Origin of the sequence: Dyella sp. AtDHG13, assembly GCF_003201105.1 — a bacterium.
GTDB classification, from domain to species: domain Bacteria; phylum Pseudomonadota; class Gammaproteobacteria; order Xanthomonadales; family Rhodanobacteraceae; genus Dyella; species Dyella jiangningensis_B.
Genome location: NZ_QICJ01000010.1, coordinates 183,689 through 198,249, shown reverse-complemented (window position 1 = coordinate 198,249; position 14,561 = coordinate 183,689). Strand labels below are relative to the sequence as shown.

Annotated in this window: 12 protein-coding genes and 4 riboswitches; of the genes, 8 read left to right on the top strand and 4 right to left on the bottom strand. The window is 66.7% G+C overall.

Translation table 11 applies throughout. The annotated features are described in order from the left end of the window. Positions 1-4 precede the first annotated feature (4 nt). A riboswitch (Fluoride riboswitch) is annotated at positions 5-66 on the bottom strand. A 209-nt stretch (positions 67-275) separates the two neighbouring features. Next, positions 276-342: riboswitch (Fluoride riboswitch) on the top strand. Positions 343-621: 279 nt separating this feature from the next. After that, positions 622-747 carry a hypothetical protein gene (locus tag BDW41_RS23770; protein ID WP_083337657.1) on the top strand — a complete coding sequence of 42 codons (126 nt, stop codon included), beginning with the start codon at positions 622-624 and terminating at the stop codon, positions 745-747. An 84-nt stretch (positions 748-831) separates the two neighbouring features. Here BDW41_RS23770 and chrA read toward each other — a convergent pair whose 3' ends face one another. From chrA to BDW41_RS17090, 4 genes are read right to left on the bottom strand one after another with little or no spacing between them, the layout of a single operon-like run. Then, complete coding sequence (gene chrA / locus BDW41_RS17105; RefSeq protein WP_074549007.1) at positions 832-2,055, bottom strand: chromate efflux transporter; 1,224 nt, start codon at positions 2,053-2,055, stop codon at positions 832-834. After that, a complete protein-coding gene (locus BDW41_RS17100; protein ID WP_074549009.1) occupies positions 2,052-3,539 on the bottom strand; it encodes a multicopper oxidase domain-containing protein in 1,488 nt (495 codons plus the stop codon). Before BDW41_RS17100 ends, chrA begins: the two co-directional genes overlap by 4 nt. Before the next feature lie 26 nt (positions 3,540-3,565). Beyond that, entirely contained in the window at positions 3,566-4,048 is a 483-nt protein-coding gene (locus tag BDW41_RS17095) for a DoxX family protein (protein ID WP_074549011.1), read from the bottom strand. Beyond that, positions 4,048-4,365, bottom strand: a complete 318-nt coding sequence (locus tag BDW41_RS17090) for a PadR family transcriptional regulator (RefSeq protein WP_074549013.1) — start codon at positions 4,363-4,365, stop codon at positions 4,048-4,050. The genes BDW41_RS17095 and BDW41_RS17090 overlap by 1 nt, the downstream gene beginning before the upstream one ends. Positions 4,366-4,656: 291 nt before the next feature. Further along, positions 4,657-4,724, top strand: a riboswitch (Fluoride riboswitch). Between the two features lie 94 nt (positions 4,725-4,818). On the opposite strand from BDW41_RS17090, the gene BDW41_RS17085 reads away from it, so the two are divergent. The 7 genes from BDW41_RS17085 (at position 4,819) to BDW41_RS17055 (ending at position 14,543) form a co-directional block, all read left to right on the top strand. After that, a complete protein-coding gene (locus tag BDW41_RS17085) occupies positions 4,819-5,280 on the top strand; it encodes a universal stress protein (RefSeq protein WP_074549015.1) in 462 nt (153 codons plus the stop codon). After that, complete coding sequence (locus BDW41_RS17080) at positions 5,277-5,891, top strand: histidine phosphatase family protein (protein ID WP_074549017.1); 615 nt, start codon at positions 5,277-5,279, stop codon at positions 5,889-5,891. The genes BDW41_RS17085 and BDW41_RS17080 overlap by 4 nt, the downstream gene beginning before the upstream one ends. 15 nt (positions 5,892-5,906) lie before the next feature. Continuing rightward, entirely contained in the window at positions 5,907-6,449 is a 543-nt protein-coding gene (gene ppa / locus BDW41_RS17075) for an inorganic diphosphatase (RefSeq protein WP_074549019.1), read from the top strand. A 13-nt stretch (positions 6,450-6,462) separates the two neighbouring features. After that, positions 6,463-9,828 carry a DEAD/DEAH box helicase gene (locus tag BDW41_RS17070; protein ID WP_074549021.1) on the top strand — a complete coding sequence of 1,122 codons (3,366 nt, stop codon included), beginning with the start codon at positions 6,463-6,465 and terminating at the stop codon, positions 9,826-9,828. Between the two features lie 24 nt (positions 9,829-9,852). Then, positions 9,853-11,130 (top strand): phosphopyruvate hydratase, encoded by a 1,278-nt coding sequence (gene eno, locus BDW41_RS17065; RefSeq protein WP_074549023.1) that lies wholly within the window; start codon positions 9,853-9,855, stop codon positions 11,128-11,130. A 40-nt stretch (positions 11,131-11,170) separates the two neighbouring features. After that, positions 11,171-12,937 carry a lipid A export permease/ATP-binding protein MsbA gene (gene msbA / locus BDW41_RS17060; protein WP_074549025.1) on the top strand — a complete coding sequence of 589 codons (1,767 nt, stop codon included), beginning with the start codon at positions 11,171-11,173 and terminating at the stop codon, positions 12,935-12,937. A 151-nt stretch (positions 12,938-13,088) separates the two neighbouring features. Then, positions 13,089-13,155: riboswitch (Fluoride riboswitch) on the top strand. An 80-nt stretch (positions 13,156-13,235) separates the two neighbouring features. After that, entirely contained in the window at positions 13,236-14,543 is a 1,308-nt protein-coding gene (locus BDW41_RS17055; RefSeq protein ID WP_074549027.1) for a voltage-gated chloride channel family protein, read from the top strand. Positions 14,544-14,561: the final 18 nt, after the last annotated feature.

The window sequence follows — 14,561 nt, the reverse complement described above, 5'->3', positions numbered from 1 at the left end:
TGCGCTGCCTGTAGGAGTCATCAGCCCTGGGGGCGGTCGGAGGCGGACTCCATCGCCTGACGCGACGAAAGATACCATGCGTGCCGATGAATGCCAGCGTGCTGATATCCGACGATCCTGGCGTAGCCAATTGAAGGATGCCATGACCGTGCGATCGACCAGCCTGCGCCTTTGGGCAGGACCCGTCGCGCAGGCTGCACGCAACCGCACGCTGCGATCACCCGCCACCGCCCCCCGCACGCGTGCTTGCCGCCCCGAAGCGGCCTCGACTATCTCCCCGCCCGGGAGATGGCATGCCTCCCTGTGTACACCCGCCATAAGGCTGATGATGCCTATCGAACGCGCTTGTTCCCGCGCGACTCGACAGGTTTCGCCTAGCGAATCCTGGAGGAGTAGATGAGGCAACGGCGCACGACTGCAACGTAGCGCGAGTCCCCGCCCATGCCCAAATCGCTTGCCCCAGCCACTGACGCCGACAGCGGTGTATTTGGTCGTCAACGATGCTTTCCGGCGTGTCACCACTGCCTAGGAGGTACAACAATCCGCGCGGCCGCTTAACTCTGCCGCGTCTCGACGCACTGGCTTCGCCATACCGTCGCCTCCCATGAAGCCGACTACGGCATGCCGCCACATCATATTCAGCAGTATCCTCGGCATAGTTCGATTGCGATGACGTCGATCTACTTGCATACCGAAGATGATTCGCGTCATGCACGCACCACCGGGTCAGCGCAGGAGGCGCGATGACGTCATATGGCAACGATTGCCTTGGGATCCCCGACGATGCCTTGGCGGTGGCCTTTGAATGCCCTGGAATCCAGCCCCTGCCATCTACCCAATCAGCTGCGTTGTCATGGGCGTTAACACACACCACGCCACCACGATCAGCGGCGACCAACGCGCCCCGACCAGCATGGCGAAGCCCACCAGTGCGATGGCGAAGTCGCGCGGCGACAGCACCGCGCTCACCCACACCGGGTTATAGAGCGCCGCGGCAAGCAACCCGACCACGGCGGCATTGACGCCGGCGAGCATGCGCGCCGCCGCCTCGCGCTGCGCCAGCGATTGCCAGAACGGCAACGCGCCGGCCACCAGCAGCAAGCCCGGCAGGAAGATCCCGACGATGCCGATGGCCGCGCCGGCGATGCCGCCGCGGCCGCCGTGGAGCTGGTCGCCCAGGTAGGCGGCAAAACTGAACATCGGACCTGGCACCGCCTGGGCCGCGCCGTAGCCGGCCAGAAAGGCGTCCTTGCTGACCCAGCCAGGGCCGACCACGTCATGCTGCAGCAAGGGCAGCACCACGTGGCCGCCGCCGAACACCAGCGCACCGCTGCGATAGAACGCTGCGCCCACCTGCAGCAGTTCGGGCCACCCGGCCGGTACCACCAGGGCCAGCGTCAGCAGGCCAGCAAACGCCACGAGCAGACCGCCGCCGGCGCGCTTGCCGTAGACCAGCGGGAAGCGATCGCCCGCCGCATGCTCGACCTTGCGGCACAGCCACAGCCCGGCGATGGCGCTGCCGGCGACCACGCCAAGCTGCATCATGGCGCTGTTGCTGATCGCGACCAGTCCGGCCGCCGCCGCGGCCAGCAGCGCCCGATTGCGGTCCGGCGCGAGCCGGCCGGCCATGGCGTACACGCCTTGGCCCACCACGGCCACCGCCACGAGCTTGAGCCCGTGGATCGCGGCCAGCCCCAGCGGGCTGTGCAGTCGCTCGCTCAGCGCCGCGAACGCAAACAGCAACATGGCCGAGGGCAGCGTGAAGCAGACGAACGCTGCCAACCCACCTAGCCAGCCGGCGCGGATCAGGCCCATAGAGAAACCCACCTGGCTGCTCGCCGGCCCGGGCAGAAACTGGCACAGCGCCACCAGGTGTCCGTAGTGACGCTCGTCCATCCAGCGCCGCCGCTCGACAAACTCGCGATGGAAATACCCCAGATGGGCGATCGGGCCGCCGAACGAGGTCAGCCCCAGCATGAGAAACGCGGCGGCTACTTCCCGCACGCTGCCGCGACGGGGCGCGGTGCCGGCCGGCTCCCGGGTGGCCAGGGTCATGCGCAGTCGAACAGCGCCATGAACCCGTAATCCATGTGCAGCTGCATGTGGCAGTGGAACAGCGAGAGCCCGCGCTGGTCGGCGGTAAAGTCGATATCCATCGTCTGATAGCCGCCCAGCATGGCGACGTCCTTCAGGATGCCCGCGGTCGGCTGGCCCGCGATGCGGGTGATCTCGAAACTGTGGCGATGCAGGTGCATCGGGTGGATGTCGTCGCTGGCGTTGTGCATGCGCAGGCGGTAGCGCTTGCCGTACTGCAGGCGGAACTTCGGCTTCATCGCCCGCATGTCGAACGCCTCGCCGTTGATCGTCCAGCGGTTGAAGCCGTGCTGGGCGGCGTTCTGCTTGGCGAACGTCATCTCGATGATCTCGTCGACCTTGCCCGCCTGCGCGCCGGGAAGCGCGAAGCGCCGGTAGTCCCACGCAAACGGCTTGGGCGCTTCCCACTTCGGCTTGCCCTGCTGGCCGGCGTACTCGACCACGATGCCCATGCCGCGCTCGCGGTCGTCGTCGGCCAGATCGCCGAGCACCCACACGCCCGGCCGGTTCATCTCCACGATGACGCTGACGCGCTCGGCCGTGCCGAGCCACAGCACCGGCACCTCGGCGGCGTTCGGCACCGGGTTACCGTCCAGTGCCACCACCTTGAACGTGTGGCCGGGCAGGGCGAGGCTGCGGATCTCGGTCGCGCTGCCGTTGATGATGTGGAACAGCACCCGCTCGCCCGCCTTCACGCGCACCGGGTCGCCGTGCCCGAGCATGCGGCCGTTGATGGCGAAGGCCTGGTAGCCGACCTCGTAGCCATGCGCGGCACCGCTGGCCAGCGAAGCCTGCATCGCCGACTCGCCGGCCTCATCCAGCGACCGATCACGTTGCCCGGGGGCGAGGAAATCCATCGCCATGTCGCCGCCCTTGCTGAAGAACGGATCGAACTCCTTGAGCACCAGGAACACTTCGCGGTCGTGCCGGCCCGGCTCGCGCCGCGGCTCGATATAGACCGGGCCCACCTGGCCGCTGTACTGCCCGCGGGTCAGGTCGCTGCCGGCCACTACATGCGTGTGGTAGAAGCGCAGCCCCGCCGGCCCGGGCGTGAATGCCAGCCGGCGCATGCCGTGGGCGGGGATGAAGGGCGTGCCTTCCTCGGCGGCGCCATCGACCGCGATGGGCAGGAACTGGCCGTGCCAGTGCAGCTGTTCGGGCACGTCGGTGTCGTTGTGCACGTCGATGACCACCGGCTGCCCTTCCTTCAGGCGAATCAGCGGCCCCGGGAACTGTCCGTTGTACGTCGTCGTAGACACGATATGGTCTGGCGCTAGCTCTACCAGGCTCCGGGCGATGCGCAGCGCATAGTCCGGCTTGGCCAGGGCGGCGCCCGGCGCTCCGGTGGCTGCGGTGGCAGCGGCCTGGGCGCTGGGTAGCTGCGTGCCGAGAAGCCCGGCCGCACCGGCCGCGCCACTGAGGCGAAGAAAGTCACGTCGATTCATCACGTCATGGCACTCCGTCGTGGGGCTCAGCGACCGATCGCGCGGCGCGCCGCGAGGCGCGCATCCAGCGAACAGCGCCCGCCACCTTCGATCAGCAGGTAAATACAGCCCAGCAACATGCAGAAGTCGTTCCGGGCTTCGTGCGCCATGCTCCAGAAACCGTAGCGGGCGAGCTTGGCCACATGGAAGATGCCGAGGTCGTGCCCCAGCCACATCGGCAGTTTGGTCGAGACGATGGCGACCACCATCACGATGATCAGTGGGATGCACGCAAGGCGAGTCAGCAGGCCGAGCACGATCAACAGTCCGCAAGTCAGTTCGAACACGCCGACGAACGCCCCGAGAAACTCCGGCCAGGGTAGCCCGATCTTAGCGAACCGCCCCGCGCCGAGAATCGACGGGAAGATCAGCTTTTGCAGTCCCTCCGGGACAAACACCACCAGTCCCACCATCAGGCGGGTCAGCAAGGTCCAGCCGTCGGCGCGCGTGTCCAGCAGGCGCTTGATCATCAGCTCGCACTCCCGTCATCGTGGAAAATTTCGCCGAACAATTCCTTGACCTTGGTCTTGGCGGCCGCGAAGGCGCGCTTGCCCTTGGGCGTAATGCGATACACGCGCCGCCGCACACCGTCTGCCACGGCTTGTGTCGAGCGCAGATAGCCCTTTTTCTCCAGGCCGTGGAGCAAGGGATAGAGCGTTCCAGGGCTGAGCTTGTAACCGTGATGGGCCAGTTCCTCGATCATTTCCTGGCCGTAAATAGGCGCCCCGGCCGCGTGGTGCAGGACATGCAGCCGGATCAGGCCGGCATAGAGGTCGCGATCGGTCATTGAAGATACTATATCGAAAATCGATATCGCAATTCGATAATAGCAATTCAAACTTGTCAAGCAATCAGAGCGAGCTCTGCAGAGATTCGCCCGCAGGCAGTCGGGCACACTGCGTCACCATTTGTAGGGGATCATGCGGAATCCTTCGACCCGTTTAGCGAGGTGATGACCGCCGCTTTCCGCTAGCGCGTGCGCTTAGGCACTTAAGGCCTACGCCCCGCTGAATTGCCGCTGTCGACATTGGCCCGAAAGCATCTCAATTCTTGCCGGACCCGATGCGCTCAGCTAATGTCTCGCAAGGGAGATGGCATTCCTCCCGCATGACCAACCGCCGCAAGGCTAATGATGCCTACCCACCGCGCCCCACGGCGACGGACAGACGGTAGGCATGGCTCTCCTCCGTCAAGTCCGTTTCCGGGTGCGCGCTGCATCAGCCCACCTGGAGTCTTGGTCATGCCCCACCTGCACACCGCTGCTTCCCCGGCGCTCGACGCGCGGCAGCTCGGCCATATCCTTGCCGTCTATGACGGTTCCCCCGAAACGATCCTCGCCGTCGAACATGCCTTGTTACTGGCCCGACGCATCCGCGCCAGCGTATTCATTCTGGGGTTGTACCCGCCCCTCGATCGTGCTGCCGATGCCCCGGCCATTCGCGCTGCGATGGTCGATGAATTGATCGCCTACATCCACGCAGGACGACGCCTGGGCCTGGACGTGGACGCCCAGTGTCCCGACGAGGTGTCGCATGGCTCGGTCGAGCGCTTCATCGCCGACCTGCACATCGACCAGATCGTCGTGCCCAAGGTGGGAGAGCACTCGCGCCCCTGGACCGCGGCGCTGGTACGGGACCTGTTGCAGTCCTGCACCGTGCCGCTGGTGATCTGTGAAGATGCGCCGCCGGAGGCCGTTCAATGACACGCCTGCTGCTGATCCGCCACGGCGAAGTCGAAGGGATCGACCCGCCGATCTTCCGCGGACGCATGGATCTTCCGCTGACTCGCCGCGGCGTGCTGCAGGCGCAGGCGACGGCCGAACACCTCGCCGGCAGGACGGCATTGGGCACGGTCTATTGCAGTCCCTTGAGCCGCTGCGTCCGCACCGCCGACATCCTCTGTGAACGTTTCCAGACCGCAGCCATCACCCATCCCGAACTCAACGACATCAGCTATGGCGCGTGGTCGGGCCTGTCGATCAATCAGGTGCGTGCGAAGTGGCCGGAGGAACTGATGGTGTGGCTCACCTCGCCGCAGCTGACGCGCATCCCCGGCGGCGAATCGCTGCAGGAACTGGCCGCCCGCGTGGCCGAAGCGCTGGCCGGGGTGTTGCGCAAGCACCTGCATGGAACGCTCGTGCTGGTGACCCACGACAGCGTCATCCGCGTCCTGCTCTGCCACGCCCTCGGGTTGCCATTGTCCAGCTACTGGACGCTGTCGCCCTCCCCCTGTGGCATTACACGACTCGCCTACGTCGACCAGCACTTCACGCTCGATTCGTTCAACGAAACCCAGCAACTCACGGACCTTTAAGAAGAGACTCTACGCATGGCCCTTTCCAACGTCACCGCAGGCATGAACCTGCCCCACGACATCCACGTGATCGTGGAGATCCCGATGGACGCCGACCCCATCAAGTACGAGGTCGACAAAGCCTCCGGCGCGATCTTCGTGGACCGGGTGCTGTCCACCCCGATGCGCTACCCGTGCAATTACGGCTACATGCCCAAGACGCTGTGTGGCGACGGCGACCCGATCGACGTGTTGATCGTGATGCCGATCCCGCTCATTCCAGGCTCGGTCATCGCCTGTCGGCCGGTGGGCGTAATGCACATGTCCGACGAGAACGGCGAGGACGCGAAGATCATCGCCGTGCCCAACGCCAAGGTGTTCCCGGCGTACCAGAACATCCGCGACATCATGGACGTGCCCGAGACCACGCGTGCGCGCATCCGCCACTTCTTCGAGCACTACAAGGATCTGGAGAGCGGCAAATGGGTGCGCATGGACGGCTGGGGCAACTGCAACGCTGCCCATGAGGAGATCATGAGTGCGGTGAAGGCCTACGTTCTCGCTGCGGGCGAGGATTGAGGCCGACGCCGCCGTGAAGAAGGAGTCGCCCCCCACCGGCCTGTCGCCAGGCTCCTCGGTCGAGGAGGCCCGGCGCGTGCTGATGGACGCCATCGGCCAGCTTTCGCTGGCGGCGCATTTCTCGCGTGCATGCCTAAGACGAGCCGAGCTCATCGCCCGCGGCTCGCAGCGTTGGCACAAGCCCTTGGCGTGGTTCAGACCGTCGGGCACGCAGGCCGATGCGTTGCAGGGCAGCCTGACCGAGGACGGCCGAACGATGCAGGTCACGGTGTGGCTCTACCGGATGCTCGGTGAGCCGCAACTTGCTTCGCAATGCAGTTGTGGAACGGCACCGTGTGCGCACGCGGCCGCCCTGCTGTTGCGCCTGCAGCAGTTGCTGGACTGGCCGCGGGCGATGTCGCCGGTGGAGCGATGGCAGCAGAGCCTCCCGCTCTACCAGGCACCGCCGTCAGCGCCGGTCATGGGCGAGACCGCAGCGGCGTGGCACCCGGCCTGCCTGCTCGACACGGTGGCGGAGCCCGACGGCCAGTGGCTGTGCGCCCGGCTGGTGCTGGTCCCGGGCACGGACGGCATGGATCAGCCGCAACGCTGGATCGGCGCCGAGTCGGCCAAGGCGCGCCCCCATCTCTCGCGCCAGGTCACGATGTGGCTGGCCCAGCTCGCGCTGGGCCGGCGCCTTGCGGGTCGACCTTCGGACGGGTATCTGCTGCAGGGACACAGCGGCGCGGCGCTGTTGCTGGAATGGCTGGAGGCCGGCATCTGCCGTCACGCATCCACCCTGCAGCCGCTGACCGCCGGCCTGTTGCGTCGCCCGCCCTGGCATTGGCGCGTGGACGAGGATGGCACCATCGCGCTGAAGCTGGTCACGGACGACGGCGAAGCCGTCATCCCGCTCTCGCTGGACTCATTGCACTACCTCGATGAGGGCTCGCACCAGATCGGGCAGCTGGACCTGGACGCCATCACCTGGGCCATGGTGCGGGACATGCCCGTGGTCACGCTGGATGAGCGCGAGCCTCTGCGCGAGGCGTGGCCGCCCCATGCCTGCCTCGCCGCGGTGCCGCCACCGCCGCCCACGCCACCGAGTCGCCCGCTGGACGCGCCGATGCGGCCGGTGGTGGTGATCGGCGCATCCAGACATGCCCAACGGGGCCACTACGTGTTCCACCTGCAGGCGCTGGCGGACTACGCCAGCCGGCGACTGCCGTTGGTCAAGGAGGCTTGGCGGACGACCTGGAACCGCCTGGAAGGTGCAGCGCTGGTCTCGATCCACCGCGACATCGATGCCGAGCACCGGGCGCGCGAGGCGCTGCTCGCTGCCGGCCTCGCCACGCTCGCGACGATCCTTCCGTCCGCCCGGCGCGAGCTCTCGCCCCTGCCCGTGGCCGAGGCTTGGGCGCATCGCGAGTGGCACGAGGGCGACGCCGACACCTTCGTCGCGCTCGAGACGCACCTGCAGAACCTGCGCCGCGATGGCTTCGCCATCGAGTACGCCCCGGACCTTCCGTTCGCCATCCTGGGCGAGGCACCGCGATTCCACGCCACGCTCGCCCCCGATGAGGGAACCGCCTGGACGCAGTTCGAGCTGGCGGCCACGCTCGACAGCGGCGAGGAAATCGACGTGCTGCCCCTCGTGCTGGCCGGCCTGGCCGGGCGGCAGTTCCCCCTGCTTCCGGCGACCGACGAGCCGCCCGACGCGCACTGGCTGGCACCGCTGGGGCCCGGGCGATGGCTGCCGCTGCGGCTGGACTGGTTGCGCAGCTGGCTGCATCCGCTGATGGAGTGTCTGCGCCATCCCGGGCAGCTGGCAGGGCATCGCGCGCTGGCGCTCTCGCGAACCCAGGCGATGGCGGTCAGCGATGCGCTGGATCGGCAGGGTGTTGCCCTGGCCGGTGCCCGCGCGGAGGCGATCGGCGGCATGCTGGCCGCGCTGCGTGACGCCATGGCCTTGCCGGCACCGCCGCTACCGGCCAGCTTCCGGGGGAACCTGCGCAGCTACCAGCGCGATGGCCTGAAGTGGTTGCAGGCCTTGCGCACCCAGGGCTTGGGCGGCGTGCTTGCCGACGACATGGGGCTGGGCAAGACGGTGCAGATCATCGCCCACCTGCTGCTGGAGGCCGACGCCGGACGCCTGACCGCACCGGCGCTGATCGTGGCGCCCACCAGCCTGGTGTTCAACTGGCTGGACGAAATCACCCGCTTCGCCCCCTCCCTGCGCCACCTCAACTACACCGGCCCCTCGCGCACCGACCGCTTGCCCGACTTGCCCGGGACCCAGGTGGTCGTGACCAGCTACGCGCTGCTCGCCAACGATATCGATGCGCTGGCTGCGCAGGATTTTTCCGTGCTGGTGCTGGACGAGGCGCAGTGGATCAAGAACCCACGCACGCGCACGGCGCGTGCCGTGCGTCGGCTCAGGGCGCCGCATCGCCTGGCCGTCACTGGCACGCCACTGGAAAACCACCTGGGCGAGCTGTGGGCGCATTTCGACGCCGTCATGCCGGGTTACCTGGGCGATCAGCGCAGCTTCCAGCGCACCTTCCGCGTCCCCATCGAGCGTCAGGACGACCACCAGCGCCGCGACGTGCTGCGCCAGCGCATCGCGCCGTTCCTGTTGCGCCGTCGCAAGGCCGACGTCGCCCCCGAGTTACCGAGCAAGACCGAAACCGTGTTGCGCATCGCGATGGGCGAGACCCAGCGGCAGCTGTACGAATCGCTGCGGCTGGCCATGCACGACCGGGTCCGTGATGCGCTGGCCCGCCACGGCGACGAGGCATCGCAGGTCGTGGTGCTCTCGGCGCTGCTGCGCCTGCGCCAGGCCTGCTGCGATCCGCGGCTGCTCGAACTCCCCGATCCGCCGCCCTCGGCCAAGCTCGACGCGCTCCTGGAATTGATCCAGTCGTTGCGCGACGAGGATCGCCAGGTGCTGGTCTTCAGCCAGTTCACTTCCATGCTCGCGCTGATCTCCACGGCGCTGGAGCAGGCCGGCCATGCCCATGCGCAGCTGACCGGCGACACCACCGACCGCGCCGAGCCGGTCAGGCGCTTCCAGCAGCGTGAGGTGCCCATCCTTCTGGCCAGCCTGAAGGCCGGTGGAGTGGGATTGAATCTCACCGCCGCCGATGCGGTGATCCACTATGACCCGTGGTGGAATCCCGCTGTCGAACAGCAGGCGATCGACCGCGCCCACCGCCTCGGCCGCGAGCAGCCGGTGTTCGTCTACAAGCTGCTGTGCGAGGACACCGTGGAAGACCGGATCGAGTCGATGAAGTCCGACAAGGCCGAGCTGGCTGACCTGCTGCTGGACAAGCCCGGTGCACCTGCCGCCGCAGATGCCCGGACCTTGCATGCCCTGTTTGCCCCAAACCCTTCTCCCTGACCCCTGCCAAGGAACCAGCAAACCATGCGTATTACCCATCTGGACGCCATCGAAGTCCTCGACTCGCGAGGCAATCCCACCATCGAAGCCTGGCTGCGCCTGGAGGACGGCTCCGAAGGCCGCGCGCTCACGCCCTCCGGCGCATCCACCGGCGAGCACGAGGCAGCGGAACTGCGCGACGGCGATCCATCGCGCTACCAGGGCAAGGGCGTCCTCAACGCCGTCGGCCATATTCGCGGTGAGATCGCCGACGCCCTCATCGGCACCACGCCTTCGGGCCAGCGCGAGCTGGACAACCGCATGCGCGAGCTCGACGGCACGCCCAACAAGGGCCGGCTCGGCGCCAACGCCCTGCTCGCCGTCTCTATCGCCTACGCCCGCGCCGCAGCCCAGGCCCGGACGCTTCCGCTGTACCAGTACCTGGGCGGCACCGACGCCGATCTGCTGCCCGTGCCCTGCCTGAATGTCATCAACGGCGGCCGGCACGCGGACAACACGGTGGACTTCCAGGAGTTCAAGATCGTCCCCCACCACGCGCCGAACTTTGCCGAGGCGATCCGCATGGGCGAGGAAGTCTTCCATGCGCTCAAGGCCCTGCTCCACGCGCGCGGCCTGTCCACCGGGGTGGGTGACGAAGGCGGCTTCGCACCCAACCTGCACAGCAACGAGCAGGCGATCGAGTTGATCCTCGAAGCGATCGCCAAGGCCGGCTATACGCCCGGCACGGATGTTTCGCTGGCACTGGACCCTGCCACCAGCGAAATGTGGCACCACGGCCGCTACCGCTTCTTCAAATCGAACCAGAAGGAAGTGGACAGCGACGCGATGATCGCGCTGTGGTCGGACTGGTTCGACCGCTATCCGATCGTGCTGATGGAAGACCCGCTGTCCGAGCACGACTGGGACGGCTGGGCGGAGATCACCCGCCGGCTCGGCGGTCGCGTCGAACTGGTCGGCGACGACATCTTCTGCACCAATCCGGACCTGCTGCGCCGTGGCATCCGCGAGGGCGTCGCCAACTCGGTGCTGATCAAGCCCAACCAGATCGGCACGGTCACCGAAACGCTGGACTGCATCGAGCTGGCCAAGTCCGCCGGCTACGGCTGCTATGTCTCGCACCGCTCGGGCGAGACCGAGGACACCTTCATCGCCGACCTGGTGGTCGGCACCGGCTGCGGCCACATCAAGACCGGTTCGGGCTGCCGTGGTGAGCGCACCGCGAAGTTCAACCGACTGTTGCGCATCGAGCACGAGCTGGGCACCCGCGCCCGCTTCGCCGGCCGCAGCGCCTTCGTGCGCTGACCGGCCCAGCGGCGCCGGTAACCCGGGCGAGGAACAGCCATTGAGTACACCCCGACTCTCGCCCTGGAGCACCTACCGGCGCCTGCTCGGCTATACGGCCGGGCACTGGCGCACGTTCGCACTGGCGGCTGTCGGCATGGCGGCCGACGCCGGCTGCACCACGCTGTTTGCCAAACTCATCAAACCGATGCTCGACCGGCTGTTCATCTACAAGGACCCGTCGACCATCTTCTGGATGCCGTGGTGGATCATCGGCATCTTCGGCCTGCGCGGCCTGGCGTCCTACGTGGGCGACTACGGCATGGCCCGGGTCGGGCGAGGCGTTGTGCAGGCGATGCGCGAGGACGTGTTCGACGCCTACCTGCGGATGCCGATCATCGACTTCTCGCGGCAATCGTCCGGCACCCATGTCGCGCGCATCACCTACACCTGCGAGCAGGTGGCGCAGGCCTCCACCGATGCGGTCAAGACGCTGCTGGTCGACGGCTTCACGGTCATCGGCCTGGTGGGCGTGATGCTCTACTACAGCCCCGTCCTGACCCTGGCCCTGCTGGTGATGGTGCCCGCGGTGGCATACATCGCGGCGCGCGTGGGCCGCTCCTACCGCAAGGTGGGACGCCGCGTGCAGGATGCCATGGGCGCGGTCACCGGCAGCCTGGGCGACATGGTTGGCAGCAATCGCGACCTGCGCATCTACGGGGGGCAGTCGAGCGAGCGTCGGCGCTTCAAGGACATCACGCGGCACACCCGCAAGCTCAACCTCAAGGCCGCATCGACCAGCGCACTGTCCAGCGCCCTGATCCAGTTCGTGGCCGCGCTCGCGCTGGCGCTGATCATCGTGATCGCCACCCGGCCCGCCGTGCTGACCCGCATGTCGCCCGGCACGTTCTTCGCGGTGCTCATGGCGATGGGCGGCATTCTTCCCTCGCTCAAGCGGCTGACCTCGGTCCAAGCCAGTATCCAGCGCGGCATGGTGGCTGCCGAAGATCTCTTCGCCGTGATCGATGCACCCTCCGAGGCTGACAGCGGCACAATCATCGCCGATCGGGTCGAAGGCCACCTCGCGTTTCGCCACGTCCGCTTCGGTTATCCCGAGTCGCGCGCGGCTGTCCTCAATGACATCACGATCACGTGCAGGCCGGGTACCGTGACCGCGCTGGTGGGCCGCTCCGGCAGTGGCAAGAGCACGCTGGCGAGCCTGGTGCCGCGAGTGTTCGATCCTCAATCAGGCCAGGTGCTGCTGGACGGACACGACCTGCGCGAATACACCTTGGCCTCGTTGCGCCGGCAGGTGGCGTGGGTGGGGCAGCAGGTCTCCCTGTTCGACGGTACCGTTGCCGAGAACATCGCCTACGGCGAGCTGGCCGGTGCCAGCGAACGCGCGATCATCGACGCGGCCCGTGCGGCGAACGCATGGGATTTCATCTGCGCGCTGCCCTTGGGCCTGCACACGCCGCTCGGCAGCGGCGGCGTCCAGCTGTCCGGTGGGCAGCGCCAGCGCGTCGCCATCGCGCGTGCCGTGCTCAAGGATGCGCCCATCCTCATTCTCGACGAAGCCACGGCGGCACTCGACGCGGAATCGGAGACTCTGATCCGTGATGCGCTGCGGCGCCTCATGGCAAACCGCACGACGTTGGTGATCGCGCACCATCTATCGAGCATTCAACATGCCCAGCACATCGTGCTGATCGACGAAGGGCGCATCGTCGAGCAAGGAACTCACGATCAACTGCTCGAGCGCGGTGGGCAGTACGCCGCCTTTCATCGGATGCAGAACATCGGATCGGTAACCCGACTCCACGGATGACGAGCTTGGCTCGGTGCGACTTGGATCGCCTCGCACCTGACCGGTAGCAAGGCACGACGAGCCATGACTCGCTTTCGATGCATGCATTTGCCTGCATCGAAAACTGCAATTGTGCAAGGGCTTGTCATCCGCAAATCGTCCGCTATAGTTCGCGCCCTTCGGAGATGGCATTCCTCCGCGAACCGCCGCTCCCCACGGCTGATGATGCCTACGCACCCCTGGACAGGGCAGCGTAGGCGTGCGCCTAGGCATCGACCTGTCCAGATTTTGAGCAACCTCGAATCTGGAACACCCCCAAATGAAACGCTTCTCTGCTCCCGAGCAGGTGGCCATGGTGCCCCTGCTCGGCAGATGGCTGCTGCTTTCAGCCATTGTCGGCGTGCTGGTCGGCGTGGCGTCTGCACTGTTTTTGCGGTCCCTTGACTGGGCCACCGGCGTGCAAACCTCGCACGCCTACATGCTCGCGCTCCTTCCCATCGCGGGCTTCGCCGTCGGCTGGGTCTACCACCGCATCGGCAAGGACGTGGAGGGAGGCAACAACCTGTTGCTCGACGAAATCCACGACCCCAAGAAGATCGTGCCCAAGAGAATGGCCTTCATGGTGTTCGCCGGCACGGTGGTGACTCATCTGTTTGGTGGCTCGGCCGGGCGTGAGGGTACGGCGGTACAGATGGGTGGGACGCTGGCCGATCAGGTCACCCATCGCCTGGGACTCGGGAAAGACGATCGCCGCATCCTTCTGATGGCGGGTATCAGCGCCGGTTTCGCATCGGTGTTCGGCACCCCCTTGGCGGGCGCCATCTTCGGCCTTGAGATACTGGCGATCGGCAAGATTCGCTACGACGCGCTGCTGCCTTGCGTCCTCTCGGCCGTCATCGCCGATCAGGTGGCCCTGCTTCTGGGCACGCATCACGCGGCCTATGTGATGGGTGCGGTGCCGGCCATCAGCACGCTTGGCTTGCTGGCCACCGTTTGCGCGGGAATCTGCTTCGGCCTGGTCGGCATGCTGTTCGCCGACGCCACGCACGCGCTCTCGGCACTGTTCAAGCGGCTGATCAAGTACCCGCCTCTGCGCCTGTTTGTGGGTGGAGCGATGGTTGCCGGTGTCGTCTTCTTGCTGGGTGGCCGGCAATACCTCGGCCTGGGCATCCCCACGATCCAGGCGGCATTCCTGCATCCCCTTCCGCCCTATGACTTCGCCGGCAAGTTCGGGTTCACCGCGGTGACCTTGGCCTCGGGCTTCAAAGGGGGCGAAGTGACGCCGCTGTTTTTCATCGGTGCCACGCTGGGCAATGCGCTGGGCCACGTGCTGCCGTTGCCGTTCTACCTGCTCGCCGGACTGGGATTCGTGGGCGTGTTTGCGGGCGCGGCCAATACACCGATCGCATCCACGGTGATGGCGATCGAGCTGTTCGGGCCGGGGGTGGGCTGCTACGCCGCGCTGGCCTGTGTGGTGGCCTATCTGTTCTCCGGTCACACCGGCATCTATCGCTCCCAGCGTGTCGGTCAGCCCAAGCATCTGCCGTGGCCCGAAGGCATCCGCCTGTCCGACATCCCCGCTCTTCGGCGCGCCAAGCTGGCCGCTGCTTCCGATTCCGCATCCTGATCCGTTCGAGAGATATCC